The organism is Microcystis sp. LE19-131.1A (assembly GCF_027532015.1).
Lineage (GTDB): Bacteria > Cyanobacteriota > Cyanobacteriia > Cyanobacteriales > Microcystaceae > Microcystis > Microcystis ichthyoblabe_A.
Window position 1 is genome coordinate 1 of the sequence record NZ_JAPZSS010000317.1, and the last position, 20,925, is coordinate 20,925.

Genomic DNA, 20,925 nt, shown 5'->3' on the forward strand with positions numbered 1-20,925 from the left:
TTTTCTCCTGTTTTCTCCCCTTTGCTATTAATAAAAGTTATATTTTCTCTGAATTATCTCAACAAAAACTTATCTTCTCAATCGGCTTGAATAATCAATTATCTTTCTCCTGCTGCCCCCTTACTTTTTCAGCAAGCCCTAGTTAGGGTTTGCTGGTTCTATTGGCTCAAAATCTGGTTTTTTGGGGGGAAACCCCCGAAAATTTCTCATATTACCCCCAGTTTGGCCTAGGGTTTTCCGAATTGACGTTGATAAACTACTTCTTCCTTGCCAGATTCCAGTTTAATATCCGAGCGAGGATAGGCCACACATAACAAAGCATAGCCTTCTTTTTGCAGGTCGGGGGATAATCCCATGCCCTCTCCTTGTTCGACGCTACCCTGGGAAAGTTGAGCGGCGCAGGTAGTACATACGCCCGCATTGCAGGAACTGGGTAAGTCAATCCCCGCATCGTAGGCCGCCTGTAGTATAGTTTGATCTTCCCTAACTTCGATCGTTTGTATTTTTCCTAAATGAGAAATTTCTACTTTGTGGGTTGTGGTCATAGCTAATGAATGATGCTTTTAACGTCACCTATTTTATCATTCTAGATTGGGGGCTCTTCTGGTTTCTGTGTGGAAACGAGGTCTATACTGATAGTTTTTTTCCAAAAATAGTCCTAAAAGTGTTGCCTAGTAAGCATTTCACGATTCTATAAGCAAAAATTATCGACCCTGGTATGTACTCCCGTCACGAGCGTCTTTAGTTGCGCTTTTCCTCCCGGGACTGCCGTGATTAACTTTGTCCAAGCTGTCATCCTTTTAACCACATTATAGCCGCGACTGCGGGCTAACTCATCCAAATGAGCGATCGCACTGTCCACCTCTACCCCCATCACCCGTTCTGACAGGTGTAGGTTTATTACAAAGAGGTGAGCAGTCACACACTCAAGGTGAGAAAATCAAGCTAGAGAGGCTCTTCTAGGTTCTGTGTGATAAGTTTAACTTACATTATGATCGATCTTTGTGTCCTTTGTGTCTTTGTGGTTCGTTCCACCCCCTCGCTAGGAGGAATGTATCTTAGAATACATTTTACCCACCAAACCTGGGAGAGCCAAAATTCGGCTCTTCTAGGTTCTGTGTGATAAGTTTAATTGACATAGGATTGATCGATCTTTGTGTCCTTTGTGTCTTTGTGGTTCGTTCCACCCCCTCGCTAGGAGGAATGTATCTTAGAATACATTTTACCCACCAAACCTGGGAGAGCCAAAATTCTTTAACCTTGTCACAAGTAAAGGTTTTTCTTTTGTCAGGGTGAATCTCTTGGAAAAGTTTTTCTGTGACTCTATTGATTTCCGATGCGGTTTTGTTTTTGGCTAATCCTGCTACTAAAAATTTCGAGGCTTTGTCCATATATGTAACGAGAACTCCTAGATGATTGCCTCCAATCATTGTGTCACTTTCCCAATGACCGATTTCGGTTTTCTGGTCAGCAATTGCTGGTCGCTCGCTGATATCTACACGCCCGGTCATCTCTCCACGCTTACTTTTTGCTCCATTTCGACTCTTTCTTTTTCGGTTCTTCCGAACTTACACTGTAGAAAATTCCTCAAGCTCCCTCTCTGCACAGCAATGCTCTAAAGTTGATAAATATCAATCTAACAAAAATTCAAAGCCTTAGTGTACAAGCTTTACAAGCATAAGTTGTTGATAGTTTTACATGACAGGTTCGGTAGAGCCAAATCTTGTCTCACCCAGGGCAATAGTCGTGAAGTCGTGATCGCTTCGGTAATAGCACTCGACATAAAAATTAGCTCACCAATCTAGATAAAATTTCTCGATGAATTAAAGCTCGATCGATTAAAAAATGTTTGCGATCGCTGGTTAATCCCTCTCCATTGGCATAAAAATTAATCCAAGCATTACTAATATCATTAACTGTTTCTGGTAACTGATCTAATTCCCAACCCTGCATCGGTACTTCGGCAATTAATCGCGACACTTTCGGATCATAACTAAGGGCAAAACAACGACAATCTTCTGCTGCGGCCATAATTAAACTATGAAAGCGCATTCCGATCACCATTTCTACCCCGCGAAATAAGCCTTTTAACTGTCTTGGATCCTCTAAGCTAATGATTTGATAATTTTCCCTTAATTGACGTGCTACAGCTTCACAGAGGGGCAAATCCCGCGACTTTTGAAAAGGGACTAAGAGAATAAACGCCCCCGTACTGGTTTGCAAATGAATTAAAGCTTGGGTTAATTTATCTAATTTTGCTGGGGTTAATAGGGGATGGGGACGTAAATTGACGGCGATTCTTGGGGCGGGTAAATCCGATAACCCCTTGACTGATTGAGCTTCTAAAGCCCATACTGGATCGGGGGCAACAATGGGACTAATACCCCAATTGGCGACTAAATGAGCCGAAGTATCATCGCGCACACTAACTAAACTACATTGTTTTAAGACTTTTTTGGTTAACCAACGGGTAAAAGGTCTATTTAATGGTCCAATTCCCTGCCCCCAAGCAATAGTTTTTAAGCCCAATAATTGAGCAAGAGCCATTAAACCACCGTAATAAATTGGACTGGCAAAACTGGTGACATCCTGCATTAAACTGCCACCACCCCAGATAAATATATCGGCTTTTTTAAGAGTTTGAAAAACTTGCCACCAATCCCGACTAGGACAGGTTTCCACCCCATAACGTTGACTGGTTTCTCTGGGATTATTTGACAAAACAATAGGTTTAATTTCTGACGGCAGCATCTGCAATAGAGACACTAATAATGCCTCATCTCCTCCGTTTCCTCTCCCATAATATCCACAAATTACTGCACGCATATATTCAGTTATCAGTTATCAGTTATCAGTTATCAGCCAGAAAAAGGCAAGAGTCAAAAGGCAAAAGTATGGTAAATTTGTCTCCTGTCTCCGAGTCTCCTGTCTCCTTTGTCCTCTTTGTTACTTTTTCCTTGAAAAATGTCTCTTAGTTTCTTAAGTTATGCCGTCAGCTACAAGTTAGTAGTGACCAGTTTTATTCGATTCAGTTATCAGTTTATCTATTTTCTTATTCCCACTCATAACTAATAGCTTAAACCTGATCACTGGTTACTGATCACTGATCACTGATTTAGTCGTCCATTTGCCAGGGTTCGGTGATGTTGTTTTCATCGAGGATATTTTTGGCTCTTAAAATCAAGATCAATTCACCTAGTATGGTGACATCGGGGGAACTATCAAACCATTGTAAAGAGACGGAATTATCTCTCTCTACTAGATAATAATTGTTCACGTCCCATTCGGCCAAAACTCGATCGATTACTAATAACACTTCCTCAGACCTAGTGGCAATCGATCGAGGTAATTGATCGCTAGGCCATAAAATAGCTACAGGATCGATCGCCTTGAGAATTGCTTGCCAACCGGGGAGAGGCACAATCGTTTGTTTATCCCCCACCGTTACCAGTCGAAAAGGTTCCTCGACGCTCAAACTTTCTGTGTGTTTTATATCAGTTACCGTCACCGGAAATCTGCCTACTAAAGGAATAATTCTGGCTAATTCGTCCTCATCCTGTAAACGATGGACGGGCAGCAGGGGAGCGCTACGGGTGGGAGTAACGGTAAAATCTTGTAGTAAGGACTCGATCGCCTGTCTGGCCGAGTCAGAATGGGCAAATTTCAAACCTTTAGCGATTAATTTCGCTCTTTCGGCTAAATCCCGCTTTTGTTTGCCCCGTTTCCAACACTGATAAGCGATCGCATCTCCAGGATGACGGGTAAATTCACTGGGAATCTGGGATAAACGGGAAAAATCTTGGATAGCTTTGGCGATATCGTGTGCTTCAGCCACCTCAATCCTTTTTTCTGCCGCTAATTTCGCTGCCCCCAATCTTTGTTCTTGGTTGAGAATCCGTAATTCGTATAGCACATCACTGCGCGGCCCGATGTAGTAACTTAACAAATCTTCATCTGCTCCCGATTTGATTAAACTCTCAAAAACTTGGGCAGCGACAATAATTAAATTTTGTTGGGCATTTTGAAACCCGGTTTGTTCAAAAATTAACTGGGAATCGTAGCCAGCTTTTTGCAGTTTTTGACATTTTTGCCCCCAATTCACCCAATTTCCTTCCTTATGAAGCAGCGAGCGCATTAATTCGGTCGCTTCCGTTTCGCTGATTCGATCATCTGTACTGCGAGGCTGTTCTGTCATAGACAACTTGATCAAGCTACAATAACTAAAATTTATCTAATCCCTCAAAAATCTTCAATAGCAATTAAGGTTAACAGGATAGACTAGATAGTAACAGGATAGCTGACAATCACCCCCTTCGTACCTGTTAGGGCAAGTTTATCTTCAATGTCTAGATTAAGAGTTAATGGAAGCATTCCCTCCTCGTCCACAACTAACCCCGGTCAAAGGACGATGAAAACCAAGCGTCACCCCAAAGATAGCGCCTTGGGTTTAGTCTCTACCCTCAGCTTTCCGGCGATCGTCGGGACGGCGGATATGATGCTAAAATCGGCAGAAGTTACCCTCGTGGGTTACGAAAAAATTGGCGGTGGTCACTGTACTGCGATCGTGCGTGGTAATATTGCCGATGTGCGGTTAGCAGTGGAAGAAGGGGCAAAAACCGCGGCACAGTTCGGACAATTGGTATCTAAATCGGTTATTCCCCGACCGATGCCCAATTTAGAGGTAATTTTCCCAATTGGTAGCCGTTTAGCTGAAATTGCCCAAAGTCAACGGGGTTTCAGCAAACTGAGCAATATGTCGATCGGTCTCTTGGAAACCCGCGGTTTTCCCGCTATGGTGGGGGCAGCCGATGCCATGTTAAAATCGGCCGATGTGCAGTTAGCTTCCTACGAAACGATTGGGGATGGTTTGTGTACGGCCATTATCCGGGGTTCCGTCGCTAATGTGGCCGTGGCCATTGATGCGGGAATGCGGGAAGCAGAGAAAATCGGTGAACTGCACGCGGTGATGATTATTCCCCGTTTATTGGAAGATTTAGAACATACCCTACCGGTGGCCAGCTACTGGTTAGAAACCCCCGAACCTTTACCGATGTTGTTACCCAATACTGTCCGGGAAAAACAACGGGAATTGGTCGCTTTACCAGAATTGGAAAAAACCAAAATACCGATTCGTCGCCAAGAAATGCAGGAAAAAGTGTTAGAAGAAGTGATTCCCGTGGAAGTTATCACCGATGAGGACAATTATTAATTTTTATTTTCAACCTTGCTCCTATGCTGCTAAAAGTACAGGAGCAAAAGGTTGAATTAGGATTTGCGGCAAAAAGTTTGTTGGTGGGTGTGGATTTCCCAGTAAAAAATCTGTGCAGAAGCACCCGACAATTAAACCAATCGAATAATGATAAATTTTTGTCAAGGGGTGCGGTCAGATCGAATAATCGTCGCTAGAATTGGCCTAATTGTCAGGAATTTAGTTAAACAAGGTTTTTGACAATATGCTAATCTGGCTAACAGGCTTTTGGGCGTGATATAGGGAAAAGTTCGGGCGGTTGCGTCTAAATAGAGTGATATGCCAAAAGTTGACCCATATCGTTAGTCTGGAGAGTGTTATACGGAAAGTTTCCGGATAATATGTAGTTAGAACCTCTTAAATAGTGGGTCTGCAAGCTCAATGAAAAAAGAACGAAAATTTTCCGACTACAAATCCGAAGCTGAGGCGTGGATCACACTCGCCACAGGTGAGTATTACCCAGATATTCTCCCTGACGCTTGCCGATTATATGAGCCAGTTCTAGTCGAGTTTGGGCTATTGCTAAAGGCATCACATTCTTCCACTAACTTTTTCACCTCTATTATGGACACGAGGAATCAGTGGATGCGTACGCAGCTTTGCCGTGTATTTAAGAAGTACGTTAGCCCACAAACACCAGTTGAAATGTTAAAAAGAAAAACAGACGCAGATAAAATATGCGCTCAGTTTGGTGATGCTTTCAGGAATATTGTCGAAGTCCAACAAAAATTTGACAGTCGCCCCATGCCCGACGAAGCTTTATGCGCAGTGCTTTGGGAATACAAGGACCGCGGTAAAAAAGGCTATGACTTAACTGAAAGGTTATTCGATGTTCTGCGCAGCCAGCATATCGGGTTTGTTGTTACAGGCCCTCAAAGAGCAGGTAAAGATGTGCTGCTAGGAAATGTTTTTAAGGATTATCCGAAGCCAGATCGTCCAGTGGACTTCGTTATCTATGAAGGCAAGAAAGTGCTTGCTATTGGTTTGGCTCGCTACGACTCAGATCGCGGCGGTGCACAGGAGGACGATCGCACAGGTCAATATCGTGAAGTTGCCCAAGAGATTCTTGACTATGCAGACAGTCATGGATTGCCACATATCAAAGTAATTTATGTGAATGACGGCCCAGGCCTCTTACTTGGTTCTATGTGGAATGATTACGCTTACATCGAAGATCAATGGCCAGACCGCGTAAAGGTTGTCACGCTGCGCATGGTTCCAGATCGCATCACATCTGAATGGTTGAGGTCTTAAGTATGGCGGTTCCAATTCCAGGCATGGGAAATCGTACAAAAGGGGAAAGGGTGTCGCCTCTGGACACTAATGGTTTTCGCCTAGATTACCCCGGAAAAAAGGCACAAGAAGATATTCTTGCGCTTCCCGCAGGACACTACTCGCCAAATTCGGCATATTCAGGCGGCGATAATAGGCTTTACCACGCGGACAACTTGGCTGTACTTGCGGCTTTAGCGAAGGATGAAGCCGTAAGCGGAAAAGTGAAACTTGTTTACATCGATCCTCCATTTGCAACTGCATCATCCTTTGAGTCAAGAAAACAAAACCATGCTTATGACGATCATCTTGTTGGACCTGATTTTGTTGAAACGTTACGCGAACGCCTAATTTTAATTCACCGTTTGTTGGCCGATGATGGTTCGCTATACCTTCACCTTGATGAAAGAATGATTTTTCATTTTCGCGTCGTCTTAGATGAAATTTTCGGAGAGAAAAATTTCCGAAATTGCATAACGCGCAAGAAGTGCAATCCTAAGAACTACACGAGAAAGACATACGGAAATGTAGCCGACTACATTCTTTTCTACACAAAGAGCGATAACTATGTATGGAACCGACCAATTGAACCATGGGATGAAGTTAAATCAGTAAAGGAGTATCCATGCCTTGATCCCGATGGGCGCAGATACAAAAAAGTACCCGTCCATGCTCCCGGTGTCCGTAACGGGGAAACAGGTGGGGAGTGGAAAGGCAAGCTGCCGCCACCCGGAAAGCATTGGCAATATAAACCGTCAACCCTAGATGAGATGGATGCCCGTGGAGAGATTTATTGGTCGCCAACGGGAAACCCGCGCCGAAAAATCTATCTTGAAAATAGCGCTGGAATTCCAGTGCAAGACATTTGGATGGACTTTCGTGACGCGCATAATCAAAACATTCATATAACCGGCTATCCAACGGAAAAGAATCCTGCACTTCTTTCTAGAATTATTGAAGCATCATCAAATCCCGGTGATCTTGTCCTAGATTGCTATGCAGGGTCTGGAACCACATTAGTGGTGGCATCAGAGCTTGGGCGAAAATGGATTGGTGTTGATCGTAGCCAGGAGGCTATTACAACAATATTGCATAGGATGGCTAATGGCTCGGATCGTATGGGTGATTTTGTCAATGAGAAATCCAAAAAAGTTTCATTGCCACTATTCAGCATTGCCGACTTCACACTGTTTGAAGAGGCTGCGGAAGAAAACATTCAGCCTAAAGATGCTGACATTACATCGCCAAACGGGGTTCTAACAATTCGTTCCAGCGGACGCGCTCAAGCGCGCCGCTGAACTTATCCGTTATGCTGAACCAATAAGCTGTAGTGCGATGCCGAAGGCACTGCGTAGCAGTACGCAATTTTGTAGGGTGCGTTCCCTAATCTGGCTCCTACTACTCCACTAATAGATTTTTGGAAACGCACCATGCACATTGATTGAAACTGTGGGTTAAAGTGCGGTCGCCGATCTTAATAAGCTATATTAACAACAATACTTAAAGAGAAGGCTTAAAATGGTTAAATCAACTTTGTACACGACAGCAAAAGTCCTACCGGGAAATAGAATTGAAATTGAATCTCCAGATCTGACTGTAGGACAAACTGTTGAGGTAGTTATTTTGGTTGAAGAAGTTAGTTCTGATTCTTCTAGCACCGAAGATATATCTCCATCTTTAAAACAGCGTCTTGCTTTTCTGAAGTTACCAATGACTGAACGGAGGAATATTCTCAAAAGTCAAGCCGATATAATGCTCTCTCACTATCAACAAGATTCTGAATGGCAGCAGTTAATGGCCGGTGACATCATTGAGTATTAACCCTGAGCTGCCAAAACGTGGAGAAATTTGGTTAGTCAACTTCGATCCTACTGTTGGTGCAGAAATCAAAAAATTGCGTCCTGCCGTCGTTATCAGTTCCGATTCAGTAGGAAAGCTTCCTATCAAGCTTATTGCTCCTATTACAGACTGGAAAACATATTTTTCAGCAAATTTCTGGCACGTTAAAATTGAACCTAACAGTATCAATGGATTGAATAAAGCTTCTGCAATTGATACTCTTCAACTAAGGGGGGTGGATTTACAAAGGTTTATTCATAAATTAGGAAGCGTTTCTGAAATTACAATGCTAGAAATTATAGCTTCCATTGCTACTGTAATCGAATTTGAGGTCTAACAAATGATTGCACCCGACCGTGTGTTAGATAACTCATAATCATGTAAACGTAGTGAATTCAGCTGGTAGGCTGCGTTCCCTAATGTGGCTCCTACTGCTCCAGCGCTCGATTTTGGGGAACTCACCATGCACATTGATTGAAACTGTGGGTTAAAGTGCGATACCGAAGGCACTGGATAGCACCCCTAGATGAGGTTGGAGGGCTTGCTTTAGGACGCTATACTGGTTTATATGGGTTTTCAAGATTAGTGCTATTTCTCATCAAATCCTATGCTAGACTGGTGGTAGATTAGTTATCAACTACTACAAAAAGTTGAATTGGTAAAATACATGAGTACATCAGCAAAATCACTAGAAGAACTGGTGAGACAATTATCGCCCCAGTTAAAGGTTGAAGTACAAACGTTTGTAGAGTCACTTTTAAGTAAATCTAATCAACCTATAAAACGTAAACTCCGTCAAGACTGGGCAGGGATGCTTAAAACTGATTACACATCAATTGAGTTACAGCATCTTGTCTGTTGATTTAGCATAAAGGGTAACGAAGAGCCTGTCTATCTTTTGGTATTAACCTATTTGTGCCTTAAGTCCTTTCCTGTATGAATTTCAGCTCAGCTACTTTTGAGCGTAGTTGCTCTCATCGAATTTTATTTTAAGTTAATTATTTGCATAACAATTCCCGAAGAGCCCAGAATTATACCATAATCGCTGGAAGTATTGCAACCTCGTAAACAAATGAGAATTATTTTCAATAAATCCTTAAGAAAAGATAAATATTGCGAAATGTAAATTTAAATATTCTCAACTATTAACGGCTGTTTGATATAAAAAACTTATAAAAAGTGGTAATTTTTACTGACTGATCACTGATAACTGATCACTGATAACTGATTACTGATGACTGACTGAGGGAAACTTTAAACAGGAGTCACAACTGCTGTTAGAGCGGCAGTAACCGCGTCCATCGGTTGATTACCGTCGATATGGTTAAGAGTCCCCTTTTGACCGTAATAATCTAAAACGGGGGCAGTTTGGTCGATATAAACCTGTAGGCGACGGGCGATCGTTTCTTTAGTATCATCTTGACGACCCCGTTGCATGAGACGCTCAATTAAGACCGTATCTGGTACAGCCAAATTAACCACAAATGTGTAACTATCGGCCAATTCTTCCAGTAATGCGTCTAAAAAGCTCGCCTGTGCCACCGTGCGGGGAAACCCATCAAGAATCCAACCCTTAGCACTGTCAGGCTGTTTTAAACGTTCCTGAATTAAACCCAATAACAACTCATCGGGGACTAATTCGCCCTTTTCCACATAAGCTTGTGCTTGCTGACCAAGTTCTGTCTTCTCTGTAATTGCTTGACGTAAAATTTCACCGGTAGAAATATGGGGAATCGTCAGAGATTCCGCTAATTTTGCCGCTTGGGTCCCTTTTCCCGATCCGGGCGGTCCCAAAAATATCACACCGATCCGTTTGCTCATGGATTAAATATAGGGTTTTAAGGGAAAAAACAACCAGTAACCGCTAAAAGGTCACTGGCTGACTATCTAACTACTGTTTAATCATGCCCTCATAGCGTTGAGAGATGACATAGGTTTGAATTTGTTTCGCCGTATCGATCGCCACCCCCACCAGAATTAATAGGGAAGTTGCCCCCAAACCGCGAAAAGTGGTGACACCGGTGGCGCTTTCTACTACAGTCGGCACAGTAGCCACCAAACTTAAAAAGAGAGCGCCCAAAAGGGTGAGACGATTCAGCACCCCTTCCAGATAATTAGTAGTAGCGGTCCCCGGTCGAATCCCCGGAATACTGGTCCCCATTTTTTTCAGGTTTTGGGACATATCCTTGGGGTTAACGATCAGGGAAGCGTAGAAGAAACTAAAACCGAGAATTAGTAAGCTATAAAAAGCCACATAACCCCAACTATCGGGACGCAGAGCATTAACCAGCTGGACTAAAACCTGACCGACGGGGTTATCCGTGGGTAAAGCTTGCACCAATTGGAAAGGTAAGACCAACACTGCGGAGGCGAAAATAATCGGCATCACGCCCCCTTGATTGAGTCGTAGGGGTAGATAACTGGTTCTTTCCCGATAGAGACGACGACCCACTTGACGACGGGCAGAAACAATCGGAATCCGACGGGTTCCCTCCTGAACAAAAACAATGCCGATAATCATCACCAAGAAAACCAGCAAGAGAATCACCACTTGAGCGATCGCTTGTCGGCCACCCTGTTGAGCAAAAGTAATCGTATCACCGAGGGTTTTTGGTAAAACAGCGACAATGTTGACAAAAATCAGCAAAGATGCTCCATTTCCCAGACCGCGTTCCGTAATCAGTTCCGAAATCCACATCACGAACATAGAACCGGCCACTAAAGCGAGAACCGTAGCGGCGATCGAGGGTAAAGTTCCAGCCACAACGCCGTTAGCCACCAATAAACCGAGAGTAATACCGATACTTTGAATAATTGACCAAGCAAAGGCAATATAACGGGTAATTTGGGCAATTTTTCGCCGTCCTGCCTCTCCTTCATTTTTCTGTAAATCTTCCAAAGAAGGAAGGGCCGCGGTGAGTAGTTGCACGATAATTGAGGCGTTGATATAGGGAAGAATGCCGAGGGCAAAAATCCCTAACGTCGATAATCCTCCCCCGGTGAACAGGTCAAGGATTCCCAAAGCGGCGTTACTTTGAATAATTTCTGCTAATCTTGCCCGATCCAAACCGGGGATCGGTACAAACATCCCAAAACGGAGCAGAACCAGTAAACCCAATGTAATCAACAAGCGACCGCGTAAACCGGCCGCTTGTGCCATTTGCATAAACGTTTCCTGTGCCGTGGGAGCCTTATCACGACTGACGACCATTAACAGTTACCTCTAGTGCAGTTTTTTTTATGGGAAAAAGTAATCGAGGGGGAAAACTTTCTCGATTTTTTTAAGATTTCCCCTGTGTTTCTTATGATATAGCAATCCGGTCTTGGGGATTGGGTGTTAGGGTGTGGGGATTGGGCGTTAGGGTGTGGGGTGTGGGGTGTGGGGAGAACAAAGCTGCCCTTTACCTTTTGCCTTTTGCCTTTTGCCTCCTGTCTCCTGTCTCCTGCCTCCTGCCTCCTAATCTGCTGGGAAATTTATATCTCTTCCCAAGTACCTTGAGCGGCGGTAATTTTCTCTTTAGCACTATTGCTAAAAGCGGCGGCCTTCACCTTGAGGGGAACAGTAATTTCACCATCACCCAGAACTTTTAAAGGGCCGTCGTTACTGGTGAGAATGTTAGCTTTTAGGAGACTTTCTAGGGTAACTTCCGTATTAGCGGGTAAAGAAGCTAATTTTTTCAGATTAACGATTGTGTATTGACGGGGGTTAACCAAAGGAAAATGCTTTAATTTGGGAACCCGACGATAGAGGGGCATTTGTCCCCCCTCAAAACCGGGGCGAGTCCCCGTCCCAGAGCGAGATTTTTGTCCGCGCATTCCCAGACCGCAGCTAGCGCCCTGGCCGGCCGAGACACCCCGTCCCACACGACGACGGCGTTTAGTTGACCCCGGTTGGGGGGCGATTTCGTGGAGTTTCATGGTGATTTTTTTATGTGTACAAATGTTCTACAGATACGCCTCGATCCTTAGCCACTTCCGAGAAAGTGCGGAGGGTTTCCAAAGCGTTAACAGCGGCTCTAGCGTTATTGAGGGGGTTATCGCTACCGAGTTGTTTAGCGAGGATATTTTTCACCCCAGCTAGTTCTAAAACGGTACGGACAGCACCCCCAGCAATAACCCCAGTCCCCGGAGCAGCCGGACGCATAATCACTTGAGCGCCTCCGGAAGCACCCCGGGTGAGGTGAGTGATAGAACTAGCCTTAGTTAAGGAGACTTCAATTAGTTGTTTTTTGCCATCGGCCACGCCTTTACGGACGGCCCCGATCACATCCCCTGCTTTGCCGACTCCCACTCCCACCTGGCCGTTTTCATTACCGACCACGACAATGGCCCGGAAGCTGAGTTTTTTACCACCCTTAACCACTTTACTAACCCGGCGGATCTGGATGACCCGCTCTTGCCAAGTGGTTTCTTTTTCTTTTTCGCGGTTGCCTTTGCGACGTTTTGCCATAGTTTTATCAGTGTTGAAAGGATATTTTAGAAGTTTAAGCCGGCTGACCGAGCCGCTTCTGCTAAGGCTTTGACGCGACCGTGATAGAGATTGCCACCGCGATCAAAAACCACTTGTTCAATGCCTTTGTCTAGGGCCCGTTGGGCCACCAGTTTACCCACGGCAGCCGATGCTTCTTGGGTAGCGGTGGATGCCAATTCCCCGCGCAAGGTGGCCTCTAGGGTAGAAGCGGCCGCGAGGGTATGTTGGGCCACGTCGTCGATAATTTGGGCGTAGATGTGGTTATTAGAACGAAATACGGATAAACGCGGCCGTTCAGCAGTGCCATTAATTTTGCGACGCACACGCTGGTGACGACGACGGACTGATTCTTTGCGACTAAGTTTCATGGTTTATTTTTTACCTCCTTTACCGCCTTTAGCGCCTTTACCGCCAGCTTTACCAACTTTGCGACGGACAACTTCACCAAGATAGCGAATCCCTTTTCCTTTATAAGGTTCGGGGGGACGAACTTCGCGGATTTTAGCGGCAATGTTACCGACCGCTTCTTTGTCGATGCCACTGACGATAACTTGGGTGTTGTTTTCTACGGCGACGGAAACACCATCGGGCATCTCCATCTCCACGGGTTTACTGTAACCAACATTAAGAACTAATTTACTACCCTGCGCCTGGGCGCGGTAGCCCACCCCTTGGATATCGAGGCGTTTTTGAAAACCAGTAGCAACTCCTTCCACCATGTTGGCTACTAGAGTTCTACAGAGTCCGTGGCGTTCTCTGGCGGTACGCGAATCGTCTTGACGGGTAACGAGCAGGGTTTCGCCATCTTTGTCGATGGTGACGGCGGTGGGTAGGGTTCTCTGGAGAGTTCCTTTAGGTCCTTTCACCGTCACGGTAGCACCATCGATATCGACGGTGACTTTATTGGGAATAGGGATCGGGCGTTTGCCAATACGAGACATAACAGTTATCAGTTATCAGTTATCAGTTATCACCGGAAGAGTTATCAGTGGGTCAGCTATCAGGTTTAAACTGGGAAAGGCTGACGGCTGATAGCTTATCCTTGTTTACCAGATGTAGCAAAGGACTTCGCCGCCAACGTTTTGTTTACGCGCTTCGCGATCGGTCATAATGCCTTTAGAGGTGGAAACAATGGCGATGCCAATGCCACCGAGGACGCGCGGTAAGTCTTTACTGTTGGAATAAACTCGCAGGCCCGGTTTACTGACTCTGGTGAGGGTAGTAATGATCGGTTGACGGTTTTTGCCTTTATATTTGAGGGAAAGAACTAATTGAGATTTAATCCCCTCACCCACTTCCTCAAAGTCAGCAATAAAGCCTTCGTCCTTGAGAACTTGGGCAATACTGCGCGTCATCCGCGTGGTGGGAATTTGAGTAGTGGTCTGCCGAACCGCGCAAGCGTTACGGATGCGGGTCAGCATATCCGAGATGGTATCGTTAGCAGACATGAATTACCTGTTTTTCTCCTAAATTGGGATCAACATCAGTGGTCAGTTATCAGTTATCAGTTATCAGTTATCAGTAGGTCAGTTATCAGATTTGAGTATTAAGTGAGTAGTATTAAATAGCAGGTTCCTGCTGTCTTTTCACTCAATCACTGTTGACTGTTCACTGTTGACTGTTCACTGTTTACTGTTTGCTGTTCACTGTTCACTTATTTACTGGTCACTGTTTACTTTTCTCTTGATTGATTTATCTAAAGGGCATTCCCATCTCTTTGAGGAGGGCGCGTCCTTCTTCGTCGTTTTTAGCGGTGGTGATGATTGAGATGTCCATCCCGCGAATTTGATCGATTTTGTCGTATTCAATTTCAGGGAAGATCAACTGTTCACGAATGCCTAAACTGTAGTTACCACGACCATCAAAACTGTTACCGCTGATACCGCGAAAGTCGCGAATGCGTGGTAAGGCCAGATTAATGAGACGGTCTAAAAAAGCGTACATTCGATCGCCGCGCAATGTCACCATGACACCCACGGGCATTCCTTCGCGAATTTTAAAGCCAGCGATCGCTTTTTTAGCTCTAGTCACTACCGGTTGTTGTCCGGTGATGGTGGACAGTTCCTCCTTGGAAGACTCCAAAGCTTTGGCGTTTTGTGAAGCTTCCCCAAGACCGCGGTTAACAGTAATTTTGATAACTTTAGGTACTTGGTGGATATTGGTATAACCAAATTGTTCTTTCAGTTTAGGAACAATGGTTTCTTGATAGGTGGTTTTTAGTTTTTGGCTCATAGTTTTGCTGCTTGCTTTTCCTGGGCTTGGTCAGGAACTAGAATTGATGGGAAACTAATCGATAATTTCGCCAGTTTTCTTCAGTATCCGCACTTTCCGACCGTCTTCGGTAAAGGTATAACCCACCCGACTGGCGATTTTTTTCTTCTCGGAATAGAGCATCACTTTGGAACTGTGAATCGGTGCTTCGTAGGTAACGATTTGACCCGATTCCCCTTCCTGTTGGGGTTTAGTATGTTTGGTGCGGATATTAACTCCTTTGACCACCACGGTACTTTCTTGGGGTAAGGCCCGTAAAATTTCGCCCACTTTGCCCTTATCGGAACCGGCGATTACTTGAACGACATCCCCTTTTTTAACGTGCATTTTTTGCCTTTGGGGCGGGGTTTGAATGTTTTTCTTACTCATTTTTTTTGACCTCAAAGTGTGAAAAGTTTTAGACTAGCCATCAGCCAATTGCCTTGGTACTTTTCACTTTGATCAGAGAACTTCTGGGGCTAAGGAAACAATTTTGGTGTAGTTTTTATCGCGCAATTCCCGAGCGACCGGACCAAAAACCCGCGTACCTTTGGGATTACCGTCATTATTAATAATCACGGCGGCGTTATCATCAAAACGGATGCTCATGCCACTATCGCGACGGACGGTTTGACGGGTCCGCACAATCACCGCAGTGACCACATCGGATTTTTTCACGGGCATATTGGGGATAGCGTCCTTAACCACGGCGATAATTTTGTCACCGATGCCACCGTAGGTACAGTTACCTGTTCCCAGCACCCGCAGACACATTAGTTTCCGCGCCCCGCTATTGTCAGCGACATTTAAGTAGGTTTGTTGTTGAATCACGGTTTTTACCTAGGTGAAATTTAACTATCGGTTAATATTTCCGCCACTTCCCAACGTTTGGTTTTACTGAGGGGGCGGGTTTCACGAATACGAACTCGATCGCCTTGTTTGGCTTGATTTTCTGCGTCGTGAGCCTTAAACTTCTGGGTTTTTACGACGATTTTGCCGTATTTAGGGTGAGGAGAGCGGTTTTCAATGGCTACCACTACGGTTTTATCCATTTTGTCGCTGACCACTACCCCAACTCTTTCTTTAACTGCCATAGCGGGTTATGCCTCCGGGGTGGACTGGGCTAGTTGGCGCTCCCGTTCTACGGTCAATAATTGGCCGAGACGGTGGCGGGTGTGTTTGAATTCGTGGGTTTTTTCCAATCGGCGGGTGGCCTGCTGCAAACGCAATTCAAACAGTTTCTTTTTGGCATCGAGGATAGCGTCGGCGATGTCGTCATCACTCATCTTCCTCACTTCGGCGATTTTCGGTAGAGCCATTAGACAAAATCCTCCTCACGAGTGATAAATTTGGTCTTAATCGGTAATTTTTGGGCGGCTAGGCGCATTGCTTCCCGGGCTATGGGTTCGGCTACCCCGGCAATTTCAAACATAATGAACCCCGGTTTAACCACGGCCACCCAGAATTCGGGGGAACCTTTCCCGGAACCCATCCGAGTTTCTGCGGCTCGTTGGGTGACAGGTTTATCAGGAAAAACGCGGATCCAGATTTTGCCACCCCGACGGATATAACGAGTCATTGCCCGTCTGGCGGCTTCGATTTGACGGGAAGTAATCCAACAGGGTTCGGTGGCTTGCAGGGCGAAATCGCCGAAATTAATCGTATTTCCGCCGGTGGCCAGCCCGCGCATCCGTCCGCGCTGTTGTTTGCGGAATTTTGTTCTTTTGGGACTTAACATGAGCTATTTACCACTGATAAATATTAGGGATCAGCCTTCGCTAGAGCGATCTTCAAACTGTTGACGACGACGCTGTTGACGGCGCGGTGCTTGAGCGGGAACGGCGGCGGCAATTTCTTCTTGGCCGGGGATAATTTCGCCCTTAAAGATCCAAACTTTCACCCCTAGAATCCCGTAGATGGTGCTGGCGGTTTTATAGGAGTAATCGATATCGGCCCGCAGGGTATGCAGGGGAACTCGTCCTTCCCGCACCCATTCAGTCCGAGCGATTTCTGCCCCGTTGAGACGGCCGCTAACTTGAATTTTGATCCCTTTGACTTCAGCCCTTTGCGCCCGTTGGATAGCTTGCCGTACCACACGACGGAAGGAAACCCGTCTTTCTAGTTGTTGGGCTATGTATTCGGCGATCAGATTGGCATCGGCATCAACGCGAGCCACTTCGATGACGTTAATACGAATTTGACGCTGGCCACCGAGGGCTTTTTGTAAACCTAGGCGCAGCTGTTCGATTCCCGTACCACCACGACCGACGACGACCCCGGGGCGAGCGGTATGGATGGAAATATCTACTTGATCGGCCTTGCGTTCGATGCGAATATCGGCGATACCGGCATTAGCGAGGTTTTTCTCGACGTATTCACGAATGCGGCGATCTTCTTGCACTAATTCGGGGTAACGTTTCGCGTCGGCATACCAGCAAGATTTGTGATCTTTGATAACGCCGAGACGAAAACCGAGGGGATGGATTTTTTGTCCCATTGTGGTTTTTTTAGTTAAGGTGATTAGTCTTTGTTGCTAGGAGCGACGGCGACGGTGATATGACAGGTGGGTTTGCGAATTTGGTAGGCGCGGCCTTGGGCCCGGGGTCGAAAACGTTTTAGAGTCGGGCCGCCATCGGCAAAGGCTTGGCTAACCACCAAAGTGGCGGGATCGAGTCCTTCGTTATTTTCGGCGTTGGCAACGGCGGAACGCAGGACTTTCAGAATCGGATCACAGGCCCGGTAGGGCATAAATTCGAGAATAATTAGGGCTTCCCGATAGGAGCGACCGCGGATCTGATCGAGTACCCGTCTGACTTTCAGGGGTGACATCCGAATATAGCGGGCGATCGCTTTGACTTCGTTAGAGGTATCGATGGTCATTTCAGTTATCAGTTATCAGTTAGGTAGGGTGGGTTAGGCGACGACAACTTATAAGACTTAGTTATTAATTTATCTAGTCGCCGTAACCCACCATCTCATAGTTATCTGAACGCTGACCGGGGGCTTGACGGTCTTAAGATTACCGCCCACCGGTCTATTTCCGTCCTGCTTTTTTGTCGCTCTTGGCGTGGCCACGGAAGGTGCGGGTGGGAGCGAATTCACCGAGTTTATGACCGACCATCTGCTCGGAAACATAGACGGGAACGTGCTGTTTGCCGTTGTGAACGGCGATCGTGTGACCGACCATATCGGGAATGATTGTCGAGGCCCGGGACCAAGTTTTAATCACTTGTTTACTGCCCTGGGCGTTGAGTTTTTCGATTTTTTCCATCAGGTGGCCGGCGACAAATGGCCCCTTTTTCAGTGAACGACCCATAATTTTCAGTCAAAAGTAAAGTAATAGTTTCTAACTCTGGGTACGACGGCGCACGATCAGATCGCTACTGCGTTTTTTCTTGTTGCGAGTTTTGCGGCCGAGGGCGGGTTTACCCCAGGGAGTCATCGGGCCGGAACGTCCGATCGGAGCGCGACCCTCTCCACCTCCATGCGGGTGATCGACTGGGTTCATGACGCTACCCCGAACATGGGGGCGTTGACCGCGGTGACGGGTACGGCCGGCTTTACCGAGACTGATGTTTCTCGCTTCGGCGTTACCGACTTTTCCGATGGTGGCGTAGCATTCACGCCGGATCATGCGTACTTCTTTGGAGGGGAGGCGGATGGTAACGTAATCGCCTTCTTTCGCTACCACTTGGGCGAAACCACCAGCAGCCCGCACCATTTGACCACCGCGACCAGGAACGAGTTCGATGTTATGAACTTCTGTCCCTAGGGGGATGCGACTTAAGGGTAGGGCATTACCGACCTCGAAGGGAGCGTTTTCCCCGGCGATGACGGTATCACCAACGCCTAAACCGGCGGGGGCGATGATGTAGCGTTTTTCCCCGTCTTTGTAGAAAAGTAGGGCAATGCGGGCGTTACGGTTAGGATCGTACTCGATCGCCGCTACTGTGGCGGGAATATCCCGTTTATCGCGACGAAAATCGATAATCCGGTAGAGGCGCTTATGGCCGCCGCCCCGGTGACGACTGGTAACGACACCGCGATTATTACGCCCTTGTTTGCTGTGTTTGCGATGAGTTAGGGACTTTTCCGGTTCGGTTTTGGTGATCTCCTTAAAGTCGGAGATGGCCGCCTGCCTTGTCCCGGGGGTTAAAGGTCTAAAAGAACGAATACCCATAGTTTAGTTTTCCGTTATCGGGTTTCTTGGTGGTTATACGTCAGGATAGAGGGCGATCGAGTCGCCAGCTGCTAGGGTCACGATCGCGCGTTTGTATTGGGGTTTGTAACCGAGGAAACGGCCGACGCGTTTTTTCTGACGAGAGGGGCGGCTGGTGTTCACTTTCGTTACTTTTACGTCAAATAGCAATTCGATCGCCGCTTGAATTTCCGGCTTGGTCGCTTTCAATGCGACATCGAAGACGTATTTATTTTGTTCTAGGAGTAGGGTGGCTTTCTCGGTCACGATCGGCTTTAGGATCAGATCGGCGAGTTGTCTGGCTTCAGTTCTAAGCACCATAGACCTCCTCAATTTTAGCTAGGGCTGCGGCGGTGGCGATAACTCGATCGGCTAGGATGACATCATAGACGTTGAGACTATCGGCGCGAATAATTTTGAGATTGCAGATATTACGTCCCGATAAATAGACATTTTCGGGAATTTCCGTCAAAATCAGCAGAATTTTTTCCTCTGGACTGGCTCCCCAGCGACTTAAGGCAGCGGTGAGTTCTTTGGTTTTGGGTTGGGAGAATTGTTCGGCGAAGCTTTCCACCACGATAAAGTTATCGGCCTGGCTGATCAAAGCGGTTCTCAGGGCTAATCTTTTCTCTTTGCGATTGACCTTAACCTCAAAATCTCTCGGTTTTGGTCCGAATATGACACCGCCACCACGCCAGAGGGGAGAACGGATCGAACCGGCCCGGGCGCGACCGGTGCCTTTTTGCCGCCAGGGTTTGCGACCACCGCCGCGCACTTCCGAGCGGGTTTTGCTGGAGGCATTACCTTGGCGGGCCGCCGCTAGATGGCTGACGACGACGCGGTGAATTAGATGTTTGGCGGTTTCGGGTTTAGCGGTTTTCAGTTCCAGGGTGCCTGTTCCCGCTTCTTCCCCTTGCCAATTTTTGACTGTGTAGTTAACCATGGCTTTAATCTTTCCTTGCCCTATTTACCAAATTTCTTGGCGGGGGTGATGTTTAACAGGGTTCCTGGTTTACCCGGGACGGCTCCTTTGATCAGGATCAGGTTGCGTTCGCTATCGATTTTGACCACGGACAGTTTGCGGATGGTCACTTGGGTGGCTCCGTATTGTCCGGCCATTCTCTTACCCGGGAAAACCCGGCCGGGGGTAGTACCGGCACCGGTGGAACCGGGGAGACGGTGGTTTTTGGAACCGTGGGTCATGTTACCGCGCTTGAAGTTATGGCGTTTTTGATAGCCGGAGAAACCCCGTCCGATGGTGGTTCCAGCCACATCGACTAAATCGCCTTCCTGGAAGATAGCGGCGGTAATTTCTTGGCCTAAAGTGTAGGCGGATGCGTCCTCGAGGCGGTATTCGATTAAATGCCGCAGGGGGGAGACACCGGCTTTGGCTAAATGACCGAGTAGCGGTTTGTTGAGGGCTTTTTCTTTGACGGTTTTGTATCCCACTTGAATGGATTCATAACCGTCGGTTTTTTTCGTTTTGACTTGGGTGACGGGACACGGACCGGCTTGAACGACGGTGACGGGAATGGCGACTCCCGTTTTGTTGTCGAAGATTTGGGTCATGCCCAGTTTTGTACCGAGGATACCGATAGACACGGATTGTTCTCTTTATCTTTACTAGACGACAATCAAAAATAACGT

At 46.5% G+C, this 20,925-nt stretch carries 30 protein-coding genes and 1 pseudogene; 6 read left to right on the forward strand and 25 right to left on the reverse strand.

The window, feature by feature from the left end; translation table 11 throughout:
* Positions 1 to 227: 227 nt before the first annotated feature.
* The 5 genes and pseudogenes from O9323_RS21885 to O9323_RS21905 all read right to left on the reverse strand — a co-directional run bounded on the left by O9323_RS21885 (position 228) and on the right by O9323_RS21905 (position 4,195).
* Positions 228 to 545 (reverse strand): 2Fe-2S iron-sulfur cluster-binding protein, encoded by a 318-nt coding sequence (locus O9323_RS21885; protein ID WP_002732025.1) that lies wholly within the window; start codon positions 543 to 545, stop codon positions 228 to 230.
* 146 nt (positions 546 to 691) lie between these two features.
* Complete coding sequence (locus tag O9323_RS21890) at positions 692 to 922, reverse strand: hypothetical protein (RefSeq protein WP_288125751.1); 231 nt, start codon at positions 920 to 922, stop codon at positions 692 to 694.
* Positions 923 to 1,247: 325 nt separating this feature from the next.
* Positions 1,248 to 1,553: pseudogene (locus tag O9323_RS21895) on the reverse strand (IS30 family transposase); the annotation flags it as partial.
* A 235-nt stretch (positions 1,554 to 1,788) separates the two neighbouring features.
* Positions 1,789 to 2,826 carry a polysaccharide pyruvyl transferase CsaB gene (csaB, locus tag O9323_RS21900; protein WP_288125752.1) on the reverse strand — a complete coding sequence of 346 codons (1,038 nt, stop codon included), beginning with the start codon at positions 2,824 to 2,826 and terminating at the stop codon, positions 1,789 to 1,791.
* Between the two features lie 289 nt (positions 2,827 to 3,115).
* Positions 3,116 to 4,195 (reverse strand): RuBisCO accumulation factor 1, encoded by a 1,080-nt coding sequence (locus O9323_RS21905; RefSeq protein ID WP_002753873.1) that lies wholly within the window; start codon positions 4,193 to 4,195, stop codon positions 3,116 to 3,118.
* Between the two features lie 213 nt (positions 4,196 to 4,408).
* Between O9323_RS21905 and ccmO the strand changes: the two genes are divergently transcribed.
* The 6 genes from ccmO (at position 4,409) to O9323_RS21935 (ending at position 9,221) form a co-directional block, all read left to right on the forward strand.
* Complete coding sequence (gene ccmO / locus O9323_RS21910) at positions 4,409 to 5,209, forward strand: beta-carboxysome assembly protein CcmO (protein WP_002753877.1); 801 nt, start codon at positions 4,409 to 4,411, stop codon at positions 5,207 to 5,209.
* Between the two features lie 420 nt (positions 5,210 to 5,629).
* Positions 5,630 to 6,502: a hypothetical protein gene (locus O9323_RS21915; protein WP_002753879.1), complete on the forward strand. Its 873-nt coding sequence runs from the start codon at positions 5,630 to 5,632 to the stop codon at positions 6,500 to 6,502.
* Between the two features lie 2 nt (positions 6,503 to 6,504).
* The gene (locus tag O9323_RS21920) at positions 6,505 to 7,818 is read left to right on the forward strand and encodes a site-specific DNA-methyltransferase (RefSeq protein WP_223210836.1); all 1,314 of its coding nucleotides are present in this window, start codon (positions 6,505 to 6,507) and stop codon (positions 7,816 to 7,818) included.
* Positions 7,819 to 8,038: 220 nt separating this feature from the next.
* Positions 8,039 to 8,341 (forward strand): hypothetical protein, encoded by a 303-nt coding sequence (locus O9323_RS21925; RefSeq protein WP_002753887.1) that lies wholly within the window; start codon positions 8,039 to 8,041, stop codon positions 8,339 to 8,341.
* Complete coding sequence (locus O9323_RS21930; RefSeq protein WP_002753889.1) at positions 8,322 to 8,696, forward strand: type II toxin-antitoxin system PemK/MazF family toxin; 375 nt, start codon at positions 8,322 to 8,324, stop codon at positions 8,694 to 8,696. The genes O9323_RS21925 and O9323_RS21930 overlap by 20 nt, the downstream gene beginning before the upstream one ends.
* Positions 8,697 to 9,026: 330 nt before the next feature.
* Positions 9,027 to 9,221, forward strand: coding sequence for a DUF2281 domain-containing protein (locus tag O9323_RS21935; RefSeq protein ID WP_002753891.1), 195 nt, complete (start codon positions 9,027 to 9,029; stop codon positions 9,219 to 9,221).
* A 392-nt stretch (positions 9,222 to 9,613) separates the two neighbouring features.
* On the opposite strand, the gene O9323_RS21940 is transcribed toward O9323_RS21935, so the two are convergent.
* The 20 genes from O9323_RS21940 to rplC all read right to left on the reverse strand — a co-directional run bounded on the left by O9323_RS21940 (position 9,614) and on the right by rplC (position 20,880).
* Entirely contained in the window at positions 9,614 to 10,180 is a 567-nt protein-coding gene (locus tag O9323_RS21940; protein WP_002753892.1) for an adenylate kinase, read from the reverse strand.
* Between the two features lie 70 nt (positions 10,181 to 10,250).
* The gene (gene secY, locus O9323_RS21945) at positions 10,251 to 11,570 is read right to left on the reverse strand and encodes a preprotein translocase subunit SecY (protein ID WP_002753894.1); all 1,320 of its coding nucleotides are present in this window, start codon (positions 11,568 to 11,570) and stop codon (positions 10,251 to 10,253) included.
* A gap of 263 nt (positions 11,571 to 11,833) precedes the next feature.
* Entirely contained in the window at positions 11,834 to 12,277 is a 444-nt protein-coding gene (gene rplO, locus O9323_RS21950; protein ID WP_002753896.1) for a 50S ribosomal protein L15, read from the reverse strand.
* 10 nt (positions 12,278 to 12,287) lie between these two features.
* The gene (gene rpsE, locus O9323_RS21955) at positions 12,288 to 12,809 is read right to left on the reverse strand and encodes a 30S ribosomal protein S5 (RefSeq protein ID WP_002746611.1); all 522 of its coding nucleotides are present in this window, start codon (positions 12,807 to 12,809) and stop codon (positions 12,288 to 12,290) included.
* Positions 12,810 to 12,835: 26 nt separating this feature from the next.
* A complete protein-coding gene (gene rplR / locus O9323_RS21960; RefSeq protein ID WP_002733383.1) occupies positions 12,836 to 13,198 on the reverse strand; it encodes a 50S ribosomal protein L18 in 363 nt (120 codons plus the stop codon).
* Positions 13,199 to 13,201: 3 nt separating this feature from the next.
* A complete protein-coding gene (gene rplF / locus O9323_RS21965; RefSeq protein ID WP_002753903.1) occupies positions 13,202 to 13,771 on the reverse strand; it encodes a 50S ribosomal protein L6 in 570 nt (189 codons plus the stop codon).
* A 105-nt stretch (positions 13,772 to 13,876) separates the two neighbouring features.
* Entirely contained in the window at positions 13,877 to 14,278 is a 402-nt protein-coding gene (rpsH, locus tag O9323_RS21970; protein WP_002734721.1) for a 30S ribosomal protein S8, read from the reverse strand.
* A 244-nt stretch (positions 14,279 to 14,522) separates the two neighbouring features.
* Positions 14,523 to 15,062, reverse strand: a complete 540-nt coding sequence (gene rplE / locus O9323_RS21975) for a 50S ribosomal protein L5 (RefSeq protein ID WP_002734750.1) — start codon at positions 15,060 to 15,062, stop codon at positions 14,523 to 14,525.
* Between the two features lie 54 nt (positions 15,063 to 15,116).
* Positions 15,117 to 15,470, reverse strand: a complete 354-nt coding sequence (gene rplX / locus O9323_RS21980) for a 50S ribosomal protein L24 (RefSeq protein ID WP_002733835.1) — start codon at positions 15,468 to 15,470, stop codon at positions 15,117 to 15,119.
* Positions 15,471 to 15,542: 72 nt separating this feature from the next.
* Entirely contained in the window at positions 15,543 to 15,911 is a 369-nt protein-coding gene (gene rplN, locus O9323_RS21985) for a 50S ribosomal protein L14 (protein ID WP_002732358.1), read from the reverse strand.
* A gap of 20 nt (positions 15,912 to 15,931) precedes the next feature.
* Positions 15,932 to 16,174 (reverse strand): 30S ribosomal protein S17, encoded by a 243-nt coding sequence (gene rpsQ, locus O9323_RS21990; protein ID WP_002734070.1) that lies wholly within the window; start codon positions 16,172 to 16,174, stop codon positions 15,932 to 15,934.
* A gap of 6 nt (positions 16,175 to 16,180) precedes the next feature.
* Positions 16,181 to 16,399, reverse strand: a complete 219-nt coding sequence (gene rpmC / locus O9323_RS21995; RefSeq protein ID WP_002746608.1) for a 50S ribosomal protein L29 — start codon at positions 16,397 to 16,399, stop codon at positions 16,181 to 16,183.
* A complete protein-coding gene (gene rplP / locus O9323_RS22000) occupies positions 16,399 to 16,818 on the reverse strand; it encodes a 50S ribosomal protein L16 (RefSeq protein ID WP_002780088.1) in 420 nt (139 codons plus the stop codon). The genes rpmC and rplP overlap by 1 nt, the downstream gene beginning before the upstream one ends.
* A gap of 30 nt (positions 16,819 to 16,848) precedes the next feature.
* Positions 16,849 to 17,577, reverse strand: a complete 729-nt coding sequence (gene rpsC, locus O9323_RS22005) for a 30S ribosomal protein S3 (RefSeq protein WP_002733683.1) — start codon at positions 17,575 to 17,577, stop codon at positions 16,849 to 16,851.
* Between the two features lie 23 nt (positions 17,578 to 17,600).
* Positions 17,601 to 17,960 (reverse strand): 50S ribosomal protein L22, encoded by a 360-nt coding sequence (gene rplV / locus O9323_RS22010; protein WP_002746605.1) that lies wholly within the window; start codon positions 17,958 to 17,960, stop codon positions 17,601 to 17,603.
* 154 nt (positions 17,961 to 18,114) lie between these two features.
* Positions 18,115 to 18,396, reverse strand: coding sequence for a 30S ribosomal protein S19 (gene rpsS, locus O9323_RS22015; protein ID WP_002753908.1), 282 nt, complete (start codon positions 18,394 to 18,396; stop codon positions 18,115 to 18,117).
* Between the two features lie 30 nt (positions 18,397 to 18,426).
* Positions 18,427 to 19,260, reverse strand: a complete 834-nt coding sequence (rplB, locus tag O9323_RS22020) for a 50S ribosomal protein L2 (RefSeq protein ID WP_002753909.1) — start codon at positions 19,258 to 19,260, stop codon at positions 18,427 to 18,429.
* Positions 19,261 to 19,293: 33 nt separating this feature from the next.
* Positions 19,294 to 19,599 carry a 50S ribosomal protein L23 gene (locus tag O9323_RS22025; protein ID WP_002753910.1) on the reverse strand — a complete coding sequence of 102 codons (306 nt, stop codon included), beginning with the start codon at positions 19,597 to 19,599 and terminating at the stop codon, positions 19,294 to 19,296.
* On the reverse strand, positions 19,589 to 20,221 hold the full coding sequence (gene rplD, locus O9323_RS22030; RefSeq protein ID WP_002732765.1) for a 50S ribosomal protein L4: 633 nt from the start codon (positions 20,219 to 20,221) through the stop codon (positions 19,589 to 19,591). The genes O9323_RS22025 and rplD overlap by 11 nt, the downstream gene beginning before the upstream one ends.
* A gap of 20 nt (positions 20,222 to 20,241) precedes the next feature.
* A complete protein-coding gene (gene rplC, locus O9323_RS22035) occupies positions 20,242 to 20,880 on the reverse strand; it encodes a 50S ribosomal protein L3 (RefSeq protein ID WP_002734589.1) in 639 nt (212 codons plus the stop codon).
* Positions 20,881 to 20,925: the final 45 nt, after the last annotated feature.